Here is a 23,414-nt window from a genome sequence, read left to right as displayed (position 1 = left end):
GAAACAAAGGTAACAAGTCGAACAGAGAACCACGGGTGCCCGGCGGGGGCGGGCACGTGCTCAGGTGCCCAGGGTGGCGCCGCCGTCGACACACAGGTCGTGCAGGGTGATGTGGCGCGCGCGGTCCGACACCAGGAACTGCACCGCGTGGGCGATGTCTCGCGGGTCGGCGATGCGCTTGAGCGGGATGCCGACGCGGAAGCTCTCGGAGGAGCCGGCGATGACGGCCTGGGCGCCGTTGGCGTCCTTCCACATGCCCCGCTGCATGTCGGTGTCCGTGGAGCCCGGAGACACCACGTTGCAACGGATGCCGTATTGCGCCAGCTCCAGGCCCAGGCACTTGGTGAACATGGTGGAGGCGGCCTTGGACGCGGCGTAGGCGCCCATCCGCAGCCGGGGCGTGCTGGAGGCGTTGGAGGCCACGGTGACGATGACCCCCTCGCGCCGGGGGACCATGCGACGCGCCACCGCGCGCGAGACATGGAACACGCCGTTCGTGTTCACCCCGAAGGTCGTCGCCCAGTCCTCGTCGCTCAGGTCCACGATGGAGGACATGCGCAGCACGCCCGCCACGTTCACCAGGATGTGGATGGGGCCCAGCTCCTTCTCGATGCGCTCGACCGCCGTCTCCACCGCCGCGGCGTCACTGACGCTGACCGGCCACGCGCTGGCCTTCTGGCCCCGCGCCCGCAGCTCCGCCACCAGCGCCAGCAGCCCCTCGGCGTTCGTGTCGAGGGCGGCGATGGTCGCCTCGGGGGCCAGCACCCGCGCGACCTCGGCGCCGATGCCCCGCGCCGCGCCCGTCACCAGTGCCACCCGCGGTGTGTCTCCCATCGAGTCCGTCTCCTTCGTCCTGGGCCCGAGGGTCCGTCCAGAGAGTGGGATAATGAGAATGGTTCTCATTATCGTTATTGGACGTCTAAGTGCCATGCGCAAACGAAGGTGTCAAGGGTGGTGACACGGTGCGCGAAGGTTGCGGAGTATTTCGGGGCGCCTTCCGGTGTGAGGTTGTCTTCCATCACCGGGACGTGGGGCGGTGGTGTCTGTCATCCCCGCGTTGTTTCGTTTGACGCCCGAGGACCCGGCGGCAACCGTCAACAAAGCCTCGGCCGGGCCGTCCTCCCGAGGGAAGGGATGGGGGTTGGCGTCCCGCGGCGGGCGGGAAATGCATGTGGGAATCCCGTAGTACCGGTGGGCTGCTGGGAGGAAGTTTTCTTCCCAACGACAATTCCGGACGGTGGAGACGTCTGTCATACGTATCCACTCTGTGTCCGAGGGGGGCATGACGATGAGCCGGTCCACCGCATTGCCAGTCGTGTCTCCGGATTCTCGGAACCCCGAGAATGACGGAGAGGGGCCTCCGGCGGTGCCGACCATCCCTTCAAGAGACCGGGAGCCGGTGGGGCGGGCTCCACTCCCCGTGTGGACGCGGTTCCTGCCGGCGGGGCGGGGGGGGGTGCGCGAGGGAGACCCGGGCTCGTCGATGTTCGTCATCCTGGAGGGGCGGGTGGGGGTGTACCGGGAGCCCGCCGGCGCCGAGGCGCGCATGGTGGGGCAGCTGTCGGGGGGGCACTTCTTCGGCGAGCTGGCGCTGATGACGAAGTGTCCGCGGACCGCGAGCGTGGTGACGATGGAGCGCACCGTGCTACGCGAGCTGACCCGGACGGGGCTGGTGCTGATGGGCGCGCGTCACGGGCTGGAGGCGCCGGTGGTCGAGATGCGATGCCGCGAGCGGTTGCTGGAAGATGCGTTGCGGAGCAGCCCGCTGCTGCGCGGGTTGTCACCGGAGCTGTGGGCGCAATTGGGCAGCGCGCTGGTGCCCTGTTCCATCGGCGCGGGGGAGACGCTGCTCACGCGCGGCGTCCCCGGCGAGGCGCTCTACATCCTGCTGCGCGGCAGGTGCGCTGTCTTCCACACGCACCCGGATGGTCGTGTCACCCCGTATCCGGACATGGGGGAGGGCGCCATCTTCGGCGAGGTGTCGTTGCTGCGAGGACGGCTCGCGACGGCGACGGTGAAGACGCTGACGCCGTGCACGTTGCTGCGCCTGGACCGTGACGTGTTCCGCAAGTTCTTCTGGGGACAGGCGGAGATTCGTCGTGCGCTGGTGAGCCTGGGGCTGGAGCGCATGCACCGGACGATGGACGTCATCGTCAACCCGTCGGAGTGAAGCGCGCCTCCGTTCAGCGCTGAGCCTGGTTGATCGCTCGAGTCATGTGCGGGCGCGTCACACGCATCGCGTCGGACGTGCCCGCACGGGTCGCGTATCCAGGTGTGGGGCAATTTTCCGAGTGCCCTGACGCGAACGCTTCAGCCCGGGTCCCGCGCACACCACGCTCGGAAGTGTGAACCGCACGTCCTTGTGGGGAGGCTGCGTGCAATTACACCGGTTTTGTATGTAAGACATGTTTTACCTGGACTCCCCTCCCAGGCCCCTCTCTCATGACCCAGCCACGCTCCCAGGACCTCCGCGTTGAGCGCAGCGTCACCCGTGCGATGGAGCCCCGCACCGAGACCGAACGCGCGGTGGCGCTCATCTGGAGTGAGGTATTGAACATTCAGCAAGTGGGCGCGCTCGATGGCTTCTTCGAGCTGGGGGGCCACTCGTTGCTGGCGACGCAGGTGTTGTCACGCATCCGGACGGTGATGCGCGTGGAGGTGTCGCTCCAGGAGATGTTCGACCTGGGGACGGTGGAGGCGCTGGCGGGGCGCATCGACGCGTTGGTGGCGCTGCGGCCCGGAGAGGTGCTGGAGCCGGTGCGCGCGTCGCGGGAGCGGCCGTCGTCGCTGGTGCCGTGCGAGCGGCAGGCGGAGTTGTCCTTCGCGCAGCAGCGGCTGTGGTTCCTGGACCAGTACGCGCCGGGCAGCGCGCTCTACAACCTGCCGGCGGCCATCCGGTTGGAGGGCACGCTCGATGTGGCCGCGTTGGAGCGGGCCTTCACGGAGCTGGTGTGTCGGCACCAGTCGCTGCGCACGGTATTCCCGGCGCGGGATGGGCGGCCGTTGCAGGTGGTGGCGCACGCGGGCAACGCGCCGATGGCGCTGGAGGTGGAGGACCTGCGCTACCTGCCCGCGTCGGAGCGCGAGGCGCTGGGGCTGCGCGCGGTGCGCGAGGAGGCGCGCAAGCCGTTCGACCTGGTGCGAGGGCCGCTGTTGCGCGCGCGCTTGCTGCGGCTCCAGGAGAGCGAGCACCTGGTGGTGGTGACGATGCATCACATCGTCTCGGACGCGTGGTCCATCGCGGTGCTCATCCGGGAGATGGTGGCGCTCTACGAGGCCTTCAGCGCGGGCCGCGCGTCCCCGTTGCCCGAGCTCCCCATCCAGTACGTGGACCACGCGGTGCGGCAGGGCGACCGGCTGCGTGGCGAGGCGCTGGAGCGTCAGGTCGAGTGGTGGCGCAAGCAGCTGGACGGAGCTCCTCCTTCGCTGGAGCTGCCGACGGACCACCCTCGCGGCGAGGACACGTCGAACCCGGGCGCGGTCATCAAGGTGACGCTGCCGGTGGGGCTGGTGCGGATGCTGCGTGGCTTCTGCCGACAGGAGGGCGCGACGCTGTTCATGGGCCTGCTCGCGGGGCTGCAGGCGCTGCTGGCGCGCTACTCGGGGCAGGACGACATCTGCGTGGGGGCTCCCGTGGCGGGGAGGACCTCCGCGGACACGGAGGGGTTGATCGGCTTCTTCGTGAACACGCTGGTGCTGCGCACGAAGCTGGAGGGGGAGCCGACGTTCCGTGAGCTCCTGAAGCGGGTTCGGGAGACGACGCTGGGTGCGTACTCGCACCAGGACGTGCCCTTCGAGAAGCTGGTCGAGGTGCTCCAGCCGGAGCGACAGCCGAAGCGGACGCCCTTCTTCGAGGTCGCGCTGGTGCTGGTCAACACGCCCATGGCGGCGCTCGAGAGCCCGGGGCTGCGCTTCCGTCCGCTCGATGTCGACAGTGGCACGTCGAAGTTCGACTTCACGCTGACGTTGAGTGAGTCCCCCGCGGGGCTCACGGGCACGCTGGAGTACCGCACGGACTTGTACGAGCCCGCGTCGGCCGAGCGCCTCGTCGCGCACCTGGAGCGGTTGATGGAGCGCGCGGTGCTCGCGCCCGATGTCCGGCTGTCCGAACTGTCGCTCCTCACGGAGTCGGACCGGCGGCTCGCGCTGGAGAGCTGGAACCCCGCGCCGTCGGAGACTCGCGTCGAGGTCTGCGCGCACGAGCTGGTGGAGGCGCAGGCGAGGCGGACGCCGGAGGCGGTGGCGGTGGTGTGGGGAGGGGAGGCGCTGACGTACGCGGAGCTGGAGCGTCGGGCGAATCAGCTGGCGTGGCACCTGGGGGCGCTGGGAGTGGGGGCGGGGGAGCGGGTGGGGTTGTGCATGGAGCGCTCGTTGGAGCAGCTGGTGGGGCTGTTGGGGATATTGAAGGCGGGGGCGGCGTACGTGCCGCTGGACGCGAAGTACCCGGCGGAGCGGCTGGAGTACATGGTGGAGGATGGGGGAGTGGCGCGGGTGCTGACGACGAAGCGTCAGCTGGGGGCACTGCCGGCGGGGGTGAAGAAGAAGGCGCTGTGCGTGGACGAGGAGGCGGGGGAGGTGGCGCGCAGGCCGGAGATTGCGCCGCCGAGGGCGGTGCCACCGGGTGGCACGTGCTACGTGGTGTACACGTCTGGGAGCACGGGGAAGCCGAAGGGGGTGGCGCTGTCGCACGCGGCGCTGTGCAACCTGCTGCTGTGGCAGAGGGCGCACTCGGTGAAGGCGGAGGCGAGGACGCTGCAGTTCGCGTCGCTGAGCTTCGACGTGTCATTCCAGGAGATTTTCGCGACGTGGAGCGCGGGAGGGACGCTGGTGGTGCCGCCCGCGGCGCTGAGGCAGGACGTGCCTGCGCTGCTGGACTTCATGGCGAGCCAGGGGGTGGAGAGACTCTTCGTGCCCTTCGTGGCGCTGCAGGCGCTGGCGGACGCGGTGGCGCACGGGGCGAGGGTGCCGGAGTCGCTGCGAGAGGTGGTGACGGCGGGAGAGCAGCTGCAGGTGACGCCGGCGGTGGTGGCCTTCTTCGAGAAGCTGCCGGGGTGCGTGCTGGAGAACCAGTACGGCCCGTCGGAGACGCACGTGGTGAGTGCGTACCGGCTGAAGGGGCCGGCGGGGAGCTGGCCGAGGCTGCCGCCGATTGGGGTGCCGCTGCCGGACACGAAGCTGCTGGTGCTGGATGAGAAGGGGAGGCTGTGTCCGGTGGGGGTGGCCGGAGAGCTGCACATTGGAGGAGCGCAGCTGGCGCAGGGGTACCACGAGAGGGCGGAGCTGACGGCGAAGCGCTTCGTGCCGGACGGGTATGCGCGGGAGGTAGGGGCGAGGCTGTACCGGACGGGAGACAGGGCGAGGTGGAGGAGCGACGGGGTGGTGGAGTTCCTGGGGCGGTTGGACGCGCAGGTGAAGGTGCGCGGATACCGGATTGAGCTGGCGGAGGTGGAGGCGGCGCTGCGTGAGTTGGAGGGAGTGAAGGACGCGGCGGTGGGGGTGCACGAGGAGACGCCGGGGGACAGGAGGCTGGTGGGGTACGTGGTGCCGAGGGCGGGGGCGGCGTGGGAGCCGGAGGGGCTGAAGGAGGCACTGGGGCGCAAGCTGCCGGAGTACATGGTGCCGCCGGCGCTGGTGCGACTGGAGGCACTGCCGCTGACGCCGAGCGGGAAGGTGGCGAGGGCGAAGCTGCCGGCGCCGGACCTGGCGAGCCTGAGGGGCGTGGCGCCCTTCGTGGCGCCGAGGGACACGCTGGAGACGCAGCTGGCGGAGGCCTTCGCGTCGGTGCTGAAGCTGCCGAGGGTCAGCGTCACCGACAGCTTCTTCAGCCTCGGCGGCCACTCGCTGCTGGCGACACAGGCGATGGCTCGCATCCGTCATCACCTGCGCAGGGAGCTCCCGTTGCGCATGCTCTTCGAGGCGCCGTCCGTGGCCGCGCTGGCCCGACGCATCGAGGCCGAGATGCCTCCGCTGGAGAGCCGCGCACCGACGCCGATGCGGGCGCGGACGAGATTCCGAAACGAGAACGAGCAGGGCGACACGGAGGAAGAGATGCTCTCTTTTGCCCAGCAGCGACTGTGGTTCCTGGACCAGTACAGGCCCGGCAGCCCCCTCTACAACATCCCCGCGGCGCTGCGGCTCAAGGGCGCGCTGGATGTGCCCGCGCTGGAGCAGGCCTTCACGGAGCTGGTGCGGCGTCACCAGTCCCTGCGCACCGTCTTCCAGTCGCGCGAGGGCAGGCCCATGCAGGTCATCTCCCGGAGCGCGCCCCCGCGAATCCTGCTCTCGGTGCAGGACCTGGCCCCGCTCTCCGAGTCGGAGCGAGAGACTGAAGCACACCGCCGGGCGTGGGCCGAGGCCCGTCGCCCCTTCGACCTGACACGCGGGCCGTTGCTGCGCACGGCGCTGCTCCGGTTGGGGGCGCGTGAGCATCTGCTCCTCGTGACGCTGCATCACATCATCGCGGACGCGTGGTCCATCGCCGTGCTCATCCGCGAGGTGGTCACGCTCTACGAGGCCTTCAGTGAAGGCCGGCGGTCCCCCTTGCCCGAGTTGGCGATCCAGTACGCGGACTACGCTGTCCAGCAGCGCGAGTGGCTCCAGGGCGATGTGCTCGAGCGGCAGCTGAACTGGTGGCGCAAACAGCTCGACGGGGTTCCCGCCATGTTGGAGCTGCCGACGGACCGGCCGCGCCCCGTGGAGGCTCGCAACCCGGGCGCGGTGCTCAAGGTGGACCTCTCGCGTGAGCTCACCCGCTCCCTCGTCAGCCTGTGCCAGCGGGAAGGGGCGACGCTGTTCATGGGCCTGCTCGCGGGGTTGCAGGCGCTGCTGGCGCGCTACTCGGGACAGGACGACATCTGCGTGGGGGCTCCCATCGCCGGGCGCCAGCAGATGGAGACAGAGGGGTTGATCGGCTTCTTCGTGAACACGCTGGTGCTGCGCACGAGGCTGGACGGAGACCCGACGTTCCGCGAGCTGCTGGGGCGGGTGCGGGAGACGACGCTGGGCGCGTACTCGCACCAGGACGTGCCCTTCGAGAAGCTGGTCGAGGTGCTCCAGCCGGAGCGACAGCCGGGACACACGCCGTTCTTCCAGGTGGCGATGGTGTTGCTCAACACCCCGCCCATGGAGCTGTCCACGCCGGGGCTCTCCTTCGAGGCGATGGACGTGGACAGCGGCACGTCCAAGTTCGACTTCACGCTGATGCTCCGGGAGACGCCCACGGGCCTGACGGGCACGCTGGAGTACCGCACGGACTTGTACGAGCCCGCGTCGGCCGAGCGATTCGTCGTGCACCTGGAGCGACTGCTCGAGGGCGCTGTCGCCAATCCGCTCCACCGCGTCTCCGAGCTCCCGCTGGTGTCCGACGCGGATCGCCGTCTGGTGCTGGAGGACTGGAACGCGACGAGCACGGGGCCTCGCTGGGAGGTCTGCGCGCACGAGCTGGTGGAGGCACAGGCGAGGAGGACGCCGGAGGCGGTGGCGGTGGTGTGGGGAGGGGAGGCGCTGACGTACGCGGAGCTGGAGCGTCGGGCGAATCAGCTGGCGTGGCACCTGGGGGCGCTGGGAGTGGGGGCGGGGGAGCGGGTGGGGTTGTGCATGGAGCGCTCGTTGGAGCAGCTGGTGGGGCTGTTGGGGATATTGAAGGCGGGGGCGGCGTACGTGCCGCTGGACGCGAAGTACCCGGCGGAGCGGCTGGAGTACATGGTGGAGGATGGGGGAGTGGCGCGGGTGCTGACGACGAAGCGTCAGCTGGGGGCACTGCCGGCGGGGGTGAAGAAGAAGGCGCTGTGCGTGGACGAGGAGGCGGGGGAGGTGGCGCGCAGGCCGGAGATTGCGCCGCCGAGGGCGGTGCCACCGGGTGGCACGTGCTACGTGGTGTACACGTCTGGGAGCACGGGGAAGCCGAAGGGGGTGGCGCTGTCGCACGCGGCGCTGTGCAACCTGCTGCTGTGGCAGAGGGCGCACTCGGTGAAGGCGGAGGCGAGGACGCTGCAGTTCGCGTCGCTGAGCTTCGACGTGTCATTCCAGGAGATTTTCGCGACGTGGAGCGCGGGAGGGACGCTGGTGGTGCCGCCCGCGGCGCTGAGGCAGGACGTGCCTGCGCTGCTGGACTTCATGGCGAGCCAGGGGGTGGAGAGACTCTTCGTGCCCTTCGTGGCGCTGCAGGCGCTGGCGGACGCGGTGGCGCACGGGGCGAGGGTGCCGGAGTCGCTGCGAGAGGTGGTGACGGCGGGAGAGCAGCTGCAGGTGACGCCGGCGGTGGTGGCCTTCTTCGAGAAGCTGCCGGGGTGCGTGCTGGAGAACCAGTACGGCCCGTCGGAGACGCACGTGGTGAGTGCGTACCGGCTGAAGGGGCCGGCGGGGAGCTGGCCGAGGCTGCCGCCGATTGGGGTGCCGCTGCCGGACACGAAGCTGCTGGTGCTGGATGAGAAGGGGAGGCTGTGTCCGGTGGGGGTGGCCGGAGAGCTGCACATTGGAGGAGCGCAGCTGGCGCAGGGGTACCACGAGAGGGCGGAGCTGACGGCGAAGCGCTTCGTGCCGGACGGGTATGCGCGGGAGGTAGGGGCGAGGCTGTACCGGACGGGAGACAGGGCGAGGTGGAGGAGCGACGGGGTGGTGGAGTTCCTGGGGCGGTTGGACGCGCAGGTGAAGGTGCGCGGATACCGGATTGAGCTGGCGGAGGTGGAGGCGGCGCTGCGTGAGTTGGAGGGAGTGAAGGACGCGGCGGTGGGGGTGCACGAGGAGACGCCGGGGGACAGGAGGCTGGTGGGGTACGTGGTGCCGAGGGCGGGGGCGGCGTGGGAGCCGGAGGGGCTGAAGGAGGCACTGGGGCGCAAGCTGCCGGAGTACATGGTGCCGCCGGCGCTGGTGCGACTGGAGGCACTGCCGCTGACGCCGAGCGGGAAGGTGGCGAGGGCGAAGCTGCCGGCGCCGGACCTGGCGAGCCTGAGGGGCGTGGCGCCCTTCGTGGCGCCGAGGGACACGCTGGAGACGCAGCTGGCGGAGGCCTTCGCGTCGGTGCTGAAGCTGCCGAGGGTCAGCGTCACCGACAGCTTCTTCAGCCTCGGCGGTCACTCGCTGCTGGCGACACAGGTGGTGGCGCGCATCCGCCATCGGCTCAAGGCGGACATCCACCTGACGACGCTCTTCGAGGCACCGTCCGTGGCCGCGCTGGCCCGACGCATCGAGGCCGCGCCGCGCGCGCCGCTGGCGACCCTGCCCCCCATCGTCCCCGCATCACGCGACAAGTCGGTGCCGCTGTCCTATTCGCAGGAGCGCCTGTGGAAGCTGTTCAAGGCCAACCCCCAGTCCACGGCCTACAACCAGCCCGCGGCGTACCGCTTCAAGGGCGCGCTGAATCCGGATGCGCTCCGGGCCGCGGTCCAGGCCCTGGTGGACCGACACGAGTCCCTGCGCACCACCTTCACCGAGGAAGCCGGTCAGCCCGTCCAGAAGGTCGCCGCGACGTTGCGAATCGACCTGCCGCTGGAGGACTTCCGGGCCCGCGAGGACCGGGAAGAAGAAGTCCTCCGTCGCATCGCCGAGGACGCGCGCAAGCCCTTCGACCTCACGCAGGGGCCCCTGGTGCGCGGCGGTCTGATCCGCCTGGCGGACGACGAGTACCTGTTCATCTTCAGCAAGCACCACATCCTCTCGGATGGCTGGTCCGAGAGCGTCATCACCCGCGAGGTGGTCCACCTCTACACCGCCTTCGCGCGCGGCTCGGCGCCGTCGCTGCCTCCGCTGGTGATTCAATACCCCGACTACGCGGCCTGGCAGCGCCGCTGGCTGTCCGGTGTCGAGCTGGAGTCCCGGCTGTCCTACTGGCGCAACGCCCTGGCGAAGGCGCCGAAGCTGCTGGAGCTGCCTCTCGACAAGCCCCGTCCTCCCACTCGCACGTTCAACGGCACCTGGATTCCCGTGTCGCTGGGCCGCGCGCGCAGTGACGCGCTCAACCTGCTGTGCCAGCGCGAGCGCGTGACGCCGTTCATGGCGCTGCTGTCCCTGTTCGGCACCTTGCTCTGCCGCCGGGCTCGACAGGAGGAGCTGGTCATCGGCTCTCCCATCGCGAACCGCGCGCTCCCGGAGGTGGAGTCCCTCATCGGCCTGTTCGTCAACACCGTCGCGCTGAACGTGGATGTGCGCGGCAATCCCTCCTTCCGGCAGCTGTTGGCCCGGGTGCGCGACGTCACCCTCGGCGCCTACGCGCACCAGGAGGTGCCGATCGATCAGGTGGTGGACACCCTCGTCCCCCAGCGACAGCAGAACCGGGCGCCGCTCTTCCAGGTGATGTTCGTGCTCCAGAACACTCCCGCAGAATCGCTGGAACTGCCGGAGCTGACCTTGATGCCGATGCCGTCGGATCGCGGTGCCTCCATCTACGAGCTGACGCTCTCGCTCCAGGAGCAGGAGGACGGGTTCTCCGGGCTGCTGGAGTTCAACACCGACCTGTTCGAGCCCGACACCGCACGACGACTGTGTGACGCCTTCTCCGCGCTCCTCGACGCGGCGCTGGCGACGCCGGACATGCGGGTCGGAATCGACGCGGTCATCCCAGGATTCGAAGGGCAGGAGTGAGCCGTCATGGAACTCAAGAATCGCTATCGCAACACGGAGTCGATGATCGGCCACGGCAACCCGTCGTTCACGTCGGCGAAGGAAGCGGGGCTGCTGGACCTGTCCGTGCACAACACCGGACGCGGCACGCTGGCACTGCCGGATGGCCGTGAGTTCATCAACATGTGCTCGTGCTCGTACCTGGGGCTGGACTCGCACCCGGACGTGCTCCAGGGCGCCATCGACGTGCTCCAGCGCGAGCGCACCCTGTGCATGTCCATCTCCCGGCTGCGAATCCGGCTGGCGGACCTGGACGCGCTCGAGGAGGAATTGAGCCACCGCTGGCGCGCGAAGACCATCGTCACCAACTCCGCCAGCTCCGCCAGCGCGGGCCTCCTGCCCCTCATCGCGTCCGGCCACCTGCTGCCCGACGGGCACAAGCCCATCCTGGTCTTCGACAAGTCCGCGCACTTCTCGATGAACCTCATCAAGCCCATCTGCGCGGATGAGACGCACGTCATCACCGCGCCGCACAACGACCTGGACTTCCTGGAGGACCTCTGCCGCAAGCACGCGCGCGTCGCGTACGTGGCGGACGGCTTCTACTCCATGGGCGGCGTGGCCATCGTGAAGGACCTGTTCCACCTGCAGGACAAGTACGGGCTGTTCCTCTACTTCGACGACTCGCACTCGCTCTCCATCTACGGCGCGTCGGGCGAGGGCTACGTGCGCGCGACGATGGGCGGCGAGGTCAACTCGCGCACCATCATCATCGGCTCGCTGGGCAAGGGCTTCGGCACGGCGGGCGGGGCCGTCATGCTGGGGCCCCAGCAGCACGCGGACCTGGTGGGCCGCTTCGCGGGGCCGCTGGGCTGGTCCCAGAGCCTGTCGATTCCGGCCATCGGCGCGAGCCTGGCCTCGGCGCGGCTGCACGGGGGCGCCGACCTGGCCGAGCGACAGCGCGCCCTCCGGGCCAACGTGCGCTACTTCGACGAGCGCGTGCCCACGCGGACCGCGGGCGAGGACTTCCCCATCAAGATCATCGACGTGGGGCCCGAGCCCCTGGCGGTGGAGCGCTCGCGGCGGTTGATGGCCGCGGGCTTCTACTCCTCCGCCGTGTTCTTCCCCATCGTCCCCAAGGGGCGGGCGGGGCTTCGCATCATGCTGCGCTCCAACCTGTCCACCGAGGACCTCCAGCGGCTGTGTGACGCAGTGCTGGAGCTGGCGGCGCCCGGGACCTCGGAGCCACTCGCATCATGACCATGCCCTTGCAGTGCAGGTCCTTCCTGGTGACGCCCGCCATCGACCCCTCCCGCTTCGACAAGGCGGTGGAGGTGGGCGCGGACATGGGACTGCTCGACCTGGAGGACGGTGTCCCCCACGCCCTGAAGTCGGAGGCTCGCCGGCTGGCGCTGTCCTATCTGTCCTCCTCCCGCCCACGCGGGCCGCTGTGCCTGCGCATCAACAGCCTGCGCACCGAGGCGGGCCTGCGCGACGTGCTCGCGCTGCTGGACTCCAACGCGCGACTGGATGCCCTGCTGCTGCCCAAGGTGGAGTCGCCCGCCGAAATCCAGCAGCTGGACGCGCTCCTGGGAGACCGCTTCCCGGAGCTGTCGCTCCTGGCCATCATCGAGACGGCGCGCGGTGTGGAGGCCGTGGACGCCATCGCCCTGTCCGCGCCCCGCCTGCGCGGCCTCATCTTCGGCGCCGCGGACCTGTCCGCGCAGATGGGCGTGTCCCTGTCCTGGGAGCCCATGCTCTATGCGCGCTCGCGCATCGCCATGGCGGCGGCCATCGCGGGGCTCAACGCCATCGACTCGCCGTACTTCGGCCTGGGAGACCTGTCGGGGCTGGAGGAGGAGACGCGCAAGGTGGGGGCGCTGGGCTACACCGGGAAGATCGTCATCCACCCGGACCAGGTGGGCGTGGTGCACGCGGCGCTGCGGCCCACGCCGCAGATGGTGGCCCACGCGCGCCGGGTGCTCGCGCAGGCGGGTGACGGAAAGGGCGGCATCCACGTGGTCGGAGGGAGCATGATTGGCCCCCCGCTCGTGACGGTGGCGCGGCGGGTGCTGGCGAGCGTCCAGCATGACGAGGCCATGGCGCCCGTCCACCTTCGCGCGGGCTCCGGGAGCGGGGACTCATGAAGAAGATGGTGGCCGCCCACAAGAAGGTGGGCAAGCAGCGCTACCGCGAGACACACGGGCTGTTCTACGAGGACTTCGAGGTGGGCGATGTCTTCGAGCACCGCCCCGGCCGCACCCTCACCGACGTGGACAACATGTGGCAGTCGCTGCTCAGCCTCAACACCCACCCGCTCCACATCGACGCCGTCTACGCCAGCAAGACCGAGTGGAAGCGGCCGCTGATGTCCAGCCTCGTCACCCTGGCCATCGTCGGGGGGATGAGTCTGAACAGCACCAGCGCCAAGGGCGTGGCGAACCTCGGGTGGGACCGCATCCGGTTGACGGCCCCCGTCTTCGTGGGGGACACCCTGTACGCGGAGAGCCGGGTGCTGGCCAAGAGGAGGTCCCGCTCTCGCGCGAAACAGGGAGTGGTCACCGTGGAGACCAGGGGCCTCAAGGCGGACGGCACCGTCGTGATGACCTTCGAGCGCTCCTTCCTCGTGCCCTTGCGGCGCCATGGCGTGGACGTGGATGCGAACTACTGAGGTGATGACCGCGGTCGTCGTGCGGACTCCAGGCGGTCCGGAGCAGCTCCACCTGGAGACCCGACCCCGGCCCGTCCCCGGCCCCCGTCAGCTCCTCGTGCGCGTGCGCGCCTCCGCCCTCAACCGCGGAGACACCAGCCAGCGCGCCGGCGGCTACACGCTGCCTCCCGGCGTCACCAGTCCCTTGCTCGGCATCGAGGTCGCGGGCGAGGTGGAGGCCGTGGGCCACGAGGTGCGCGCCTTCCAGCCCGGCGCGCGCGTCTTCGGGCTGGTGGACGGCGGCGGCTACGCGGAGGCGTGCCTGATGGAGGAGGGGATGGCCCTCCCGATTCCGGAGGGCTGGTCCTTCGTCGAGGCCGCGGCCGCGCCCGAGGCGTACTGCACCGCGCACGAGTCGCTCGTCGAGCTGGGCGGACTGGGGCCCGGTCAGTCCGTGCTCATCCACGCCGCGGGCAGCGGCATCGGCACCGCGTGCATCCAGGTGGCGCGCGAGGTGGGCGCCACCGTCTTCGTCACCGTGGGCAGCGACGAGAAGCTGCGCCGGTGTCTGGCGTTGGGCGCCTCCGCGGGCGTGGTGCGCACGCGGGAGAACTTCGCGGACGCGGTGCCCGAGTGGACGAAGGGCCGCGGCCTGGACGTGGTGGAGGACTTCGTCGGAGGCGCGGCGCTGGGCCGCAACCTGCGCGCGCTGCGCTTCGGCGGCACGCTGATGCTCGTGGGGTTGATGGACGGAATCCGCGGCGACCTGGACCTGAAGCAGGTGGTGCTGCGCCGCCTCCAGCTCAAGGGCATGGCGCTGCGTCCGCTGCCCCTGGCCGCCAAGGTCGCCGTCGTCCAGCGCTTCCGCGAGCGCTGGCTGCCCCGGCTCGTCGACGGCCGCGTGCGCGCGGTCATCGACACCACCTTCCCGCTGGCGCGCGTGGCGGACGCGCACCGGTACATGGAATCCAACGCGAGCTTCGGGAAGATCCTCCTGGAGCTCTGAGGCGGTGGCTTCAGCTCCCCGTGGCGCGGCGCAGGTTGCCGCGGGCCGCGGCCCCCGGCTCGTGCAGGAGCGAGTACGGGTCCAGCGCGTCGCCGCCCACCGTCTCCAGCCCCACCGACGTGCCCAGCCCCAGCCGCTCCGCGTGACGCAGGAACAGCGCGGTGACGACCTGGTCCTCCAGCGCGTACCCGGTGGAGTCGAACACGGTGGCCTTCTGGCGCCAGGACTCGTAGCGGTCCGGGTTCTTCACCAGCGTGACGAGGTCCGGGCCCACCTGCTCGGGCTTCAACTGCTGGCACTCGCCCTCCACCAGCGCCTGCACGGTGAAGTCCGGGCACACCAGGCTCTTCTCCAGGAGCGCGCGCGGCAGCTCCGTCTTGCCCGGCAGGTCCGAGCCCACGGCGTTGACGTGCACGTGCGGCTTGAGCGCCTTGCCGGAGATGACGGGGCCGGCGCCCACGGCGATGGAGGTCGCGGTGCAGATGATGTCCGAGCGCTCCTCCAGCTCCGAAAGCGACACCTGCTTCACGTCCAGCCCGAGGAACGCCGTGCGACGCGCGAGCGACGCCTGCGCCTCCGGGTTCGTGTCGTACGCGAGCACCTCCGTGAGCGGGAACACGCGGCTGATGGCGTGCAGCTGCGTCACCGCCTGCGCGCCGCAGCCCACCAGGCCCAGCACGCGGCTGTCCGGCGAGGCCAGGCAGCGTGTGGCCACCGCGGAGGCCGCGCCCGTGCGCAGCGCCGTGGCGAACACGCCGTCCATCAGCGCGACCAGGTGGCCCGTCCTGGAGTCATACAGGCTGTTGGTCGCGATGATGGTGGGCAGCCCCTGCTCCTCGGGGTTGAACGGGCTGTAGCTCACCATCTTCACGGTGACGGCGCCGCCCTTCTGCATCACCGGCATCCACTCGAGACACCCGGGCTGGCGCGGATGCTCCGTCAGGAAGCCATCCCGCTTGCGCACCTCGGTGAGCTCTCCGTCGAACGTGCGCAGCGCGTCGGTGAGCGCGCGGATGAGCTCGTCCATCAGCGCGTCCGCACCCACTGCCTCCACGATGCAGCGCAGGTCCGCCCGAGTCACCAACAGTGTCCGTGTCGCGTCGCTCTTCACTCGAGTGTCCCCTGGGCCAATCCGCTGTTTCAGTCGCTGACTCGCGAAACAGGATCTGCTGATAACACAGCTCTGTAATGGGAGCGCAAACTAGCAGGGCTTTCGTGTTCACGACAGGGGGGGCCCAACCCAGCGGAACCCGGTCGTTTTTTCCGGGCGGAACGTTGGCGTCTCACGCGTCCGAGACATGGACGACACATCGGAATCCGATGTGCGAGGTTCCGCTGTCGATGGACTGCGGCGAGCGCGCGGCGGGGCGGTAGCGCAGGCAGTAGTTGGACGCGCAAAGGTGGCTGCCGCCCTTGAGGACGCGGCGGGGGATGCTCACGTGCGGAAGGCTCGGGTCCAGGCTCTTGCCGCTGGAGGCGGGGCCGCGCGGGTTGACGGGGATGCAGCACGCCTTGCCGCCGTTGCCCTGGTGGCGCTCCTGATACCAGTCGCAGGTCCACTCCCACACGTTGCCCGCCATGTCGAAGAGCCCATACCCGTTGGGTGGGAAGCTCCCGACTGGCGAGGTCCCCTCGAACCCATCGGTGTTCAGGTTCTGCCAGGGGAACTCTCCTTGCCAGATGTTGGCCATCTGCTGGCCTCCCGGAGAGAACTCGTCGCCCCAGACGTACACCTTGCGGTCCAGGCCGCCGCGGGCCGCGCGCTCCCACTCGGCCTCGGTGGGCAGGGCCTTGCCGGCCCAGGTGGCGTAGGCCTCCGCGTCCTCATAGGCGACGTGGACCACCGGGTGGCGCTCGCGGCCGAGCCACGTGCTGCCGGGCCCTTCCGGGGTCTTCCAGCAGGCGCCGGGGGTATAGGCCCACCACTGCGTCAGGTCCTTCAGGCTCACGCGCCGGGCCGTCTTGCGGAAGACGAGTGAGCCGGGCACGAGCAGCTCCGGCGTGGCGCCGGGGAAGTCGTCCGGATTCAGCGGACGCTCGGCGACGGTGACGTAGCCGGTGGCCTCGACGAAGCGCGCGAAGTCAGCGTTGGTCACCGTGTGGCGGTCCATCCAGAAGCCGCTGACCGTCACCTGGTGCGCGGGCTTCTCCTCGGGATAGTGATGGTCGGAGCCCATCCAGTAGGTGCCGCCCGGAATCCACACCAGGTCCATGGCGGGTGCGTCCTTCTCCGCCACCTCGTTGCGCGAGACGGGGGACTGCAGGCCCTGGGTTTCACCGACGACATCCACGCTCATCCGCCGCCTCGCTCTTCGTCTGTCCACACCGGTGGAGGGGCACGCTCGTGGCCCCAGGCGGCAAGCTGGGTGGCTTCGTCGCGCGGGACAACCGGGCCCCGCGGGGCGGGGCGACCGAGGGGCCCCGGGCGCTCGGAGGCACCCGGACCTGCGAGCGCCCGCGGCGTGTCCGCCTTCGGATTGGCGGCGTGTGCACGCGTGGACAACGTCCTGTCGCCAACGTGCAGGAGGGGCTCATGGAGACGAGGACCGAGACGGAGACGCGCGTGAGGGAGCAGACGGACACCACCACGCCCCGCGAGCTCCACAAGCTCAGCCCCTTCGAGCTGAAGGACACGCTCATCGAGATGGCGGACGAGTCCGCGAAGACGCGCGCGGCGGTGATGCTCAACGCGGGGCGGGGCAACCCCAACTGGATTGCCACCACGCCGCGCGAGGCGTTCTTCCTGATGGGGCAGTTCGCGCTGAGCGAGAGCCGCCGCACCTGGAACGAGCCCGAGGTGGGGCTGGCGGGCATGCCGAAGTCACCGGGCATCGCCCGGCGGCTGCGCGGCTTCCTGGACGCACAGGAGGACAGCGCGGCAGTGAGGCTCCTGCGCGACTCGCTGGAGCACGGCGTGCGCGAGCTGGGCTTCGACGAGGACGCGTTCGTCTGGGAGCTCACCGACGCGGCCATCGGCGACAACTATCCGGTGCCGGACCGGATGCTCGTCCACGCGGAGCGAATCGTTCAGTCCTATCTGGCGAAGGAGATGTGTGATGGCCGTCCGCCGCCGGGGCGCTTCGACCTGTTCGCCGTCGAGGGCGGCACCGCGGCGATGACGTACATCTTCCGCTCGCTGATGGTGAACGGCCTGCTCCAGAAGGGGGACACCATCGCCCTGGGCACGCCCATCTTCACGCCCTACCTGGAGATTCCGCGCCTGGAGGAGTTCGACCTGCGCACGGTGGACATCCGGCAGAGCGAGATGACCGAGGAGGGGCGGCACTCATGGCAGTATCCGGAGTCGGAGCTGCGCAAGCTGGAGGACCCGCGCATCAAGGCCTTCTTCGTGGTCCACCCCGGCAACCCGGGCGCGACGGCGATGCGGCGTGAGTCGCTGGACCTGCTGGTGGACATCGTCCGGAAGAAGCGGCCGGACCTGCTGCTGCTGACGGATGACGTGTACGGCACGTTCGTGGACGGCTTCCGCTCGCTCGCGGCGGAGCTGCCCCACAACACGCTGCTCGTCTACTCGTACTCGAAGCACTTCGGGTGCACCGGCTGGCGCCTGGGCGTGGTCGCGCTCCACGAGGACAACATCCTCGACGACATGATCGCGCGCCTTCCGGCCGCCCAGCGCGAGATGCTCGAGGAGCGCTACGGCTCCATCACCCTCGAGCCCGAGCGGCTGAAGTTCATCGACCGGATGGTGGCGGACAGCCGCGCGGTGGCGTTGAACCACACCGCGGGCCTGTCCCTGCCGCAGCAGCTCCAGATGTCGCTGTTCTCGCTGTTCGCGCTCCTGGACAAGGACGACGCGTACAAGAAGCGCTGCCGGCGCATCTGCCGCGAGCGGCTGGCCGCGCTGTACCAGGGCCTGGGCGTGGACCTGCCGGAGGACCCGCTGCGCTCGGCGTACTACCAGACGCTCGACCTGGAGGCGTGGGGGCGCAAGCACGTGGGGAAGGACTTCGTGGAGTACGAGGAGGCGCGGCATGACCCGCTCGACATCGTGCTCGCGCTGGCGCGCAGGCATGGCGTGGTGCTGCTCAACGGCAGCGGCTTCGAGGGGCCGGAGTGGTCGGCCCGCGTGTCGCTGGCGAACCTGGACGACGAGGCCTACCCGCGCATCGGCCAGGGCCTGAAGGACATCGTCATCCGCGCCATCCAGGAGTGGAAGGGGCGCGAGCTGGACTCGTGAGCGCGCGAAGATGCCCACCTTCGACGGAGGCCCATCATGAATGGCTCGAAGAACTCGATGCGAGGACTGTTGTGCGCGGTCGGCCTGCTGCTGACGGGCGCGGGCATCGCCGCGCAGGAGGGCTCGGCGCGGCCCACGTCCCCAGGCGCGGAGGCGTCGTCGACCCGCGGGGCCCCGGCGGACACGAAGGCGAAGGACGGCAAGGACGCGGCGCCGCTGCAGTCGGTGCGCATCCTGGCGACGGGCGGCACCATCGCCGGCTCGCAGGGCAACCCCCAGGGGTATGGCTACAAGGCGGGGGCCTTCAAGGTGGCGGACCTCATCAAGAGCGTGCCGAACCTGGACAAGCTGGCGCGGCTATCCGGTGAGCAGGTGGTGAACATCGGCAGCCAGGACATGAACGACGCGGTGTGGCTGAAGCTGGCGAAGCGGACCAACGAGCTGCTGGCCTCGCCGGACGTGGACGCCGTCGTCGTCACGCACGGCACGGACACGCTGGAGGAGACGGCGTACTTCCTGGACCTGGTGGTCAAGAGCGACAAGCCGGTGGTCCTGGTGGGCTCCATGCGGCCCGCCACCGCCACCAGCGCGGACGGGCCGGGCAACCTCTACAACGCGGTGGCCGTGGCGGCGTCGCCGGAGGCGAAGGGGCGGGGCGTGCTCATCGTCATCAACGACGAAATCCACGCGGCCCGGAACGTGACGAAGACGAACACCACCAACGTGGAGACCTTTCGCAGCCTGAACCGCGGGCCCGCGGGCGTGGTCAACACGGGTGACATCCACTGGTTCGAGAAGATGGACAAGCGGCACACGGTGGACTCCGAGTTCTCCATCGCGGGCGAGAGCGCGCTGCCGCGCGTGGACATCCTCTACGCACACGCGAACATGAGCCCGGACCTCATCGACTCGGCGGTGAAGAACGGCGCCAAGGGGCTGGTCATCGCGGGGGTGGGGGATGGGAACATGACCCAGCCCGCGCTCGACACGCTGGCGAAGCACGTGAAGAAGGGCGTGGTGGTGGTGCGCAGCACGCGCCTGCCGAGCGGCCTGGTGCTGCGCAACAACGAAATCAACGACGACCAGAAGGGCTTCGTGGCCTCGGGCGAGCTGAACCCCGCGAAGTCGCGCGTGCTGCTCCAACTGGCGCTGCTGGAGACGAAGGACCCCACGCGCGTCCAGCGGATGTTCGAGGAGTACTGAGGCCCTCCGCCTCGCGGTGCTCCCATGGTGGGCTCGCAGACGCTGTCGGACTTCTCGCTGGTGAGGGGCGGTCCATTCCAGACGCTGGGACGGCGGCTGCGCGGTGTCGAGCCGCGCCGCTCCGGCTTCTTCGCGCTCGTGCTCGCGTTGGGGTGCTGGGGGCCGCTCGTCCTGATGACGTGGATGCAGGGGGGCGACGCCCCGCGCCTGCTGCTTCGGGATCTCCAGGTCCATGGCGAGCTGCTGCTGTCGCTGCCGGTGCTCGTGGCGTCGGGCCCCTACATCGACAGCCGCCTGGTCGCGGCGGCGCGTCAGTTCCTCCGGGCGGACCTGGTGGGCGAGGGGGGACGGGGCGCGCTGGAGGCGCTGGCCCGGAGGTGCACGCGGTGGTGTGACTCGGCGGGCGTGGAGCTGCTGCTGCTGGGGCTGGTCATCGCGTTCGCGTGGCTCACCTCGCCGGACCCGTCGCGGGCGTGGCAGGTGTCGTCCTGGGGCCAGCCGTCGCTCGCGGGCGGCTGGTACCTCTGCGTGGCCCAGCCGCTGGTGCGCTTCCTGGTGCTGCGGTGGCTGTGGCGCGGAATCGTGTGGGCGGTCTTCCTGCTGCGCGTCTCGCGGCTTCCGCTTCGCCTGGCCTTCACGCACCCGGACCAGTCGGGCGGCCTGGGGTTCCTGGCCGTCTGTCAGGCCAGCTTCGCGCCGGTGGTGTTCGCGGTGTCCGTGCCGGTGGCGTCATACTCGTTCCGGACGAACGCCGCCGCCATCACCGAGTCCCCGCTGGTCTACATCATGCCCCAGGTCCTCTACGCCGTGCTGGCCTGCCTGGCCGTCTTCGCGCCACTGGCGTGCTTCTTCCGGCCGCTGGTGGCGGCGAAGCGGCGAGGGGACCCGTGGTTCTCCGCCGTCGCGGCGCACCACTCGCGCGAGTTCGAGGACCGATGGTTCCAGAAGAAGCCCGAGCTCCCCGCGCTCGGCGCGCCGGACTTCTCGTCGCTGGCGGACCTGGGCTCGTCCTTCATGGTGGCTCGCAAGATGAAGCTGTTCCCGTGGGACCAGCGCGGGCTGCTGGCGGTGGGAGGGGCCGGGCTGGCGCCGCTCGTCATCCTGCTGATGGTGGACCGGCAGTTCCTGGCGGTGGTGAACCAGCTGCGCCAGAGCATGAGCTGAGCGGCGGCCTGCGCTCGGGTGCCTGTCCGCCGAGGACTGTCGGCAGGGGGCGGACGTGAGGATATCCAACGACGGCGGCCGGTGTGCATGCCGCTTGGAAGGAGGCGAGCATGCTCAGGACCCTGGCCGTGTTCGTGCTGGGCAACATCGTCACCCTGTTCATGTTCACCCAGGGCCTGGAGCGAAGGCCCGGTGACATCCGGCACGTCCTGGAGCGCCCGGCGCTGTATGCGCGCTCGCTGCTGGTGGTGCTCCTGCTGGTGCCGTTGGTGGCCATCGCGTTGGTCCATGTCTTCCGGCTGCCGACGGTGGTGGCCAGCGCCGTGCTGCTCATGGCCGTCTGTCCGGGCGCGCCGCTCCAGGTGAACCAGGCCCGCTCCCTGGGCGCCAGCAGCACCACGTCCCTCAACCTGTTGTTGCTGCTCAGCCTCTGCGCGCTGGTGACGGTGCCGCTCTGGGTGCGGGGCGTGGACCGGCTCCTGGGCGTCGAGTTCAGGGCGGCGCCGAGCCTGGTCTTCCGGCTGCTGCTGGTGAAGATCGTCCCTCCGCTCATGGTGGGAGTCGCGGTGGGGCACTACTTCCCGAGCCTGGCCCGGACGCTCGCGCGCTGGTGTGGTCGGGTGTTCAACGTGCTGCTCATCGCCGTGTCGGTGGGCGTGCTCTTCATCGTCGGTCCGAAGCTCATCCACACCGCGTGGCTCGCGGTGGTGGCGTTGGTGTTGCTGGTGACGATCTCGGCCGTGCTGGGACACTGGGCGGGGGCGCCGCGAATGGAGGACCGCAAGGCGGTGGTGCTGGCCGCGGCCTTCGCGCACCCGGTGTTGTCGATGACCATCATCACCCAGAGCTATCCGAACTACCGGGCGCTCGAGGTGGCGGGCGTGGTGGGCGCGTACGTCGTCATCCGCGTCCTGGCGTTGACCCCGTACAAGCTGTGGGTGAAGCGCCATGGAGAGTCCGAGGGCTCGAAGCGGGTTCCTCCGGGTGGCGTGCCGGCGTAGCGGGCTCACCTCCTGTCGTCCGGCGACGGTGTTGCCCGGGTGGAAGTGGCGGCTCAGCTTGCGGGCATGAGCCGGGCTTCGGACCCGGCACCCACGCCATCGAGGTGAGTCATGTTGGAGCAATCGACCACGGGGCTGTCGCCCCAGGAGGCGCGAGACATCGCGCGTGAGGCGTATGTCTTCGGCCTGCCCCTGGTGGAGCACTACCGGCTGTTCGCGCTGAACTTCCGTCCGGAGTCGCCACAGCTCCGGCCCGCCAACCAGTTCCTGCACTTCTCCCGGCTGTTCACCTCCGAGGACCGGGAGGTCGTCTCCCCGAACAACGACACGCTCTACTCGGTGGCGGTGTTGGACCTGCGAGGCGGGCCCGTGGTGGTGGAGACGCCGGAGCTGAACGGGCGCTACTTCTGCATCCAGCTGGTCGACATCACGACGAACAACCTGCCGTACATCGGCACGCGGGCCACGGGCACGGCCCCCGGGCGGTTCGTCGTCTCGGGGCCTGACTGGACGGGGCCGCTGCCCGAGCCGCTGAAGGACGCGAGCATCATCCGCTCCGACTCCTGGTTCGTGGCGGCGCTGCTGCGCGTCGGCGTGGACGGTCCGAAGGACCTGGCGGCCGCGGTCCCGCTGCAGCGGGAGTTCAAGGCGACGCCGCTCCACGTGTTCTCCGGGCAGTCGGCGCCGAAGCTCCCCGAGGTGTCGTGGCCTCCGTACTTCGATGACAAGGCGGACGCGTCGCTGAAGGCGTTCGAGTACATCAACTTCATGATGCGGTGGCACCGCTTCTCCGATGCGGAGCGACCGCTGCTGGCAAGGCTCGCGCGCGTCGGGGTGCGCCCCGGGGAGTCCTTCGACGCGAAGTCGCTGCCACCGGACCTCCGTGACGCGATGCTGGCGGGAGTCCGCGAGGCCCGCGAGTCCATCCAGCAGCGGCCGATGCTGCATCAGGGGTGGGAGCTGCCGGACCCGAAGGTGGGTGACTTCGGCGACGACTACGCGCTGCGCGCCCGCGTGGCGTGGAACTACCTCTACGCGAACTCAGCGGCCGAGGCCGTCTATCCCATCACCCACCTGGATGGCGCCGGCCGTCCGCTCGATGGGGCGCGTGCCCGCTACGTGCTGCGCTTCCCGAAGGAGGCGATTCCTCCGGTGCGCTTCTTCTGGTCCCTCACCGCGTACGACGCGAAGAGCCACATGCTGGTGGAGAACGACATCCACCGGTACTCGCTGGGAGATCGCTCGCGCACGTTGAGGCGGTCCGAGGATGGCTCCATCTCGTTCTTCCTCCAGAGCACGCCCCCGGAGGCCGCGCGTCAGTCCAACTGGCTGCCGGTGCCCACAGGGCCGTTCTATCTCCTGCTGCGGCTCTATGGTCCCACCGAGGCCGCGCTCCGGGGGCGTTATGTGCCTCCAGCCGTCGAGGCGCTGAACGACTGAGCCCCGGCTCCGCGGGACGACGCGAGTGTCGTCCGTTGACGCTCGCGCCGTCCCTGGCGGCCGGGATGTCCGCCCCGCGGGGTGGGGCGGATTGTCGGCCCTCGTATCCGTCCGGTCAGCGACGGGGCGTGATGTGACGTTGGCAACCAGCACAGGTGCGAAGGCCCATGGACCGAGGCTACCCGTGAGCCG

The 23,414-nt window shown here is 69.9% G+C and carries 14 protein-coding genes; 11 read left to right on the top strand and 3 right to left on the bottom strand.

The genetic code is table 11. From position 1 onward, the window contains the following. Positions 1–60: 60 nt before the first annotated feature. Complete coding sequence (locus K8640_RS23595) at positions 61–834, bottom strand: 2,3-dihydro-2,3-dihydroxybenzoate dehydrogenase (RefSeq protein ID WP_223749095.1); 774 nt, start codon at positions 832–834, stop codon at positions 61–63. Positions 835–1,420: 586 nt separating this feature from the next. Here K8640_RS23595 and K8640_RS23590 point away from each other — a divergent pair. The 6 genes from K8640_RS23590 to K8640_RS23565 all read left to right on the top strand — a co-directional run bounded on the left by K8640_RS23590 (position 1,421) and on the right by K8640_RS23565 (position 14,213). Beyond that, entirely contained in the window at positions 1,421–2,170 is a 750-nt protein-coding gene (locus tag K8640_RS23590; protein ID WP_223749094.1) for a cyclic nucleotide-binding domain-containing protein, read from the top strand. Between the two features lie 272 nt (positions 2,171–2,442). Further along, positions 2,443–10,578, top strand: coding sequence for an amino acid adenylation domain-containing protein (locus K8640_RS23585; RefSeq protein WP_370640384.1), 8,136 nt, complete (start codon positions 2,443–2,445; stop codon positions 10,576–10,578). Positions 10,579–10,584: 6 nt separating this feature from the next. After that, positions 10,585–11,817 (top strand): aminotransferase class I/II-fold pyridoxal phosphate-dependent enzyme, encoded by a 1,233-nt coding sequence (locus tag K8640_RS23580; RefSeq protein ID WP_141331188.1) that lies wholly within the window; start codon positions 10,585–10,587, stop codon positions 11,815–11,817. Next, complete coding sequence (locus tag K8640_RS23575) at positions 11,814–12,704, top strand: aldolase/citrate lyase family protein (RefSeq protein ID WP_141331190.1); 891 nt, start codon at positions 11,814–11,816, stop codon at positions 12,702–12,704. Before K8640_RS23580 ends, K8640_RS23575 begins: the two co-directional genes overlap by 4 nt. After that, a complete protein-coding gene (locus K8640_RS23570; RefSeq protein ID WP_223749093.1) occupies positions 12,701–13,228 on the top strand; it encodes a MaoC/PaaZ C-terminal domain-containing protein in 528 nt (175 codons plus the stop codon). Before K8640_RS23575 ends, K8640_RS23570 begins: the two co-directional genes overlap by 4 nt. Beyond that, a complete protein-coding gene (locus K8640_RS23565; protein ID WP_223749092.1) occupies positions 13,215–14,213 on the top strand; it encodes an NAD(P)H-quinone oxidoreductase in 999 nt (332 codons plus the stop codon). Before K8640_RS23570 ends, K8640_RS23565 begins: the two co-directional genes overlap by 14 nt. A gap of 10 nt (positions 14,214–14,223) precedes the next feature. Here the strand turns inward: K8640_RS23565 and K8640_RS23560 are convergent, their stop codons facing one another. Both K8640_RS23560 and K8640_RS23555 read right to left on the bottom strand, forming a co-directional pair. Next, positions 14,224–15,294 (bottom strand): ornithine cyclodeaminase family protein, encoded by a 1,071-nt coding sequence (locus K8640_RS23560; protein WP_223749091.1) that lies wholly within the window; start codon positions 15,292–15,294, stop codon positions 14,224–14,226. 202 nt (positions 15,295–15,496) lie between these two features. Continuing rightward, positions 15,497–16,510, bottom strand: coding sequence for a formylglycine-generating enzyme family protein (locus K8640_RS23555; RefSeq protein WP_223749090.1), 1,014 nt, complete (start codon positions 16,508–16,510; stop codon positions 15,497–15,499). 236 nt (positions 16,511–16,746) lie between these two features. On the opposite strand from K8640_RS23555, the gene aspD reads away from it, so the two are divergent. The 5 genes from aspD (at position 16,747) to K8640_RS23530 (ending at position 23,222) form a co-directional block, all read left to right on the top strand. Continuing rightward, the gene (gene aspD, locus K8640_RS23550; RefSeq protein ID WP_223749089.1) at positions 16,747–18,414 is read left to right on the top strand and encodes an aspartate 4-decarboxylase; all 1,668 of its coding nucleotides are present in this window, start codon (positions 16,747–16,749) and stop codon (positions 18,412–18,414) included. 36 nt (positions 18,415–18,450) lie between these two features. After that, a complete protein-coding gene (locus tag K8640_RS23545; RefSeq protein WP_223749088.1) occupies positions 18,451–19,617 on the top strand; it encodes a type II asparaginase in 1,167 nt (388 codons plus the stop codon). A gap of 24 nt (positions 19,618–19,641) precedes the next feature. Further along, complete coding sequence (locus tag K8640_RS23540; RefSeq protein ID WP_223749087.1) at positions 19,642–20,781, top strand: hypothetical protein; 1,140 nt, start codon at positions 19,642–19,644, stop codon at positions 20,779–20,781. A gap of 110 nt (positions 20,782–20,891) precedes the next feature. After that, positions 20,892–21,782 (top strand): hypothetical protein, encoded by an 891-nt coding sequence (locus tag K8640_RS23535; protein WP_223749086.1) that lies wholly within the window; start codon positions 20,892–20,894, stop codon positions 21,780–21,782. Positions 21,783–21,893: 111 nt separating this feature from the next. Next, complete coding sequence (locus tag K8640_RS23530; RefSeq protein ID WP_223749085.1) at positions 21,894–23,222, top strand: DUF1254 domain-containing protein; 1,329 nt, start codon at positions 21,894–21,896, stop codon at positions 23,220–23,222. The last annotated feature ends 192 nt before the right edge of the window (positions 23,223–23,414 follow it).

This window comes from Myxococcus sp. XM-1-1-1, from assembly GCF_020037095.1.
Lineage (GTDB): Bacteria > Myxococcota > Myxococcia > Myxococcales > Myxococcaceae > Myxococcus > Myxococcus fulvus.
The sequence above is the reverse complement of the archived record's forward strand: the minus strand, read 5'-3'. Positions and strand labels throughout refer to the sequence as shown.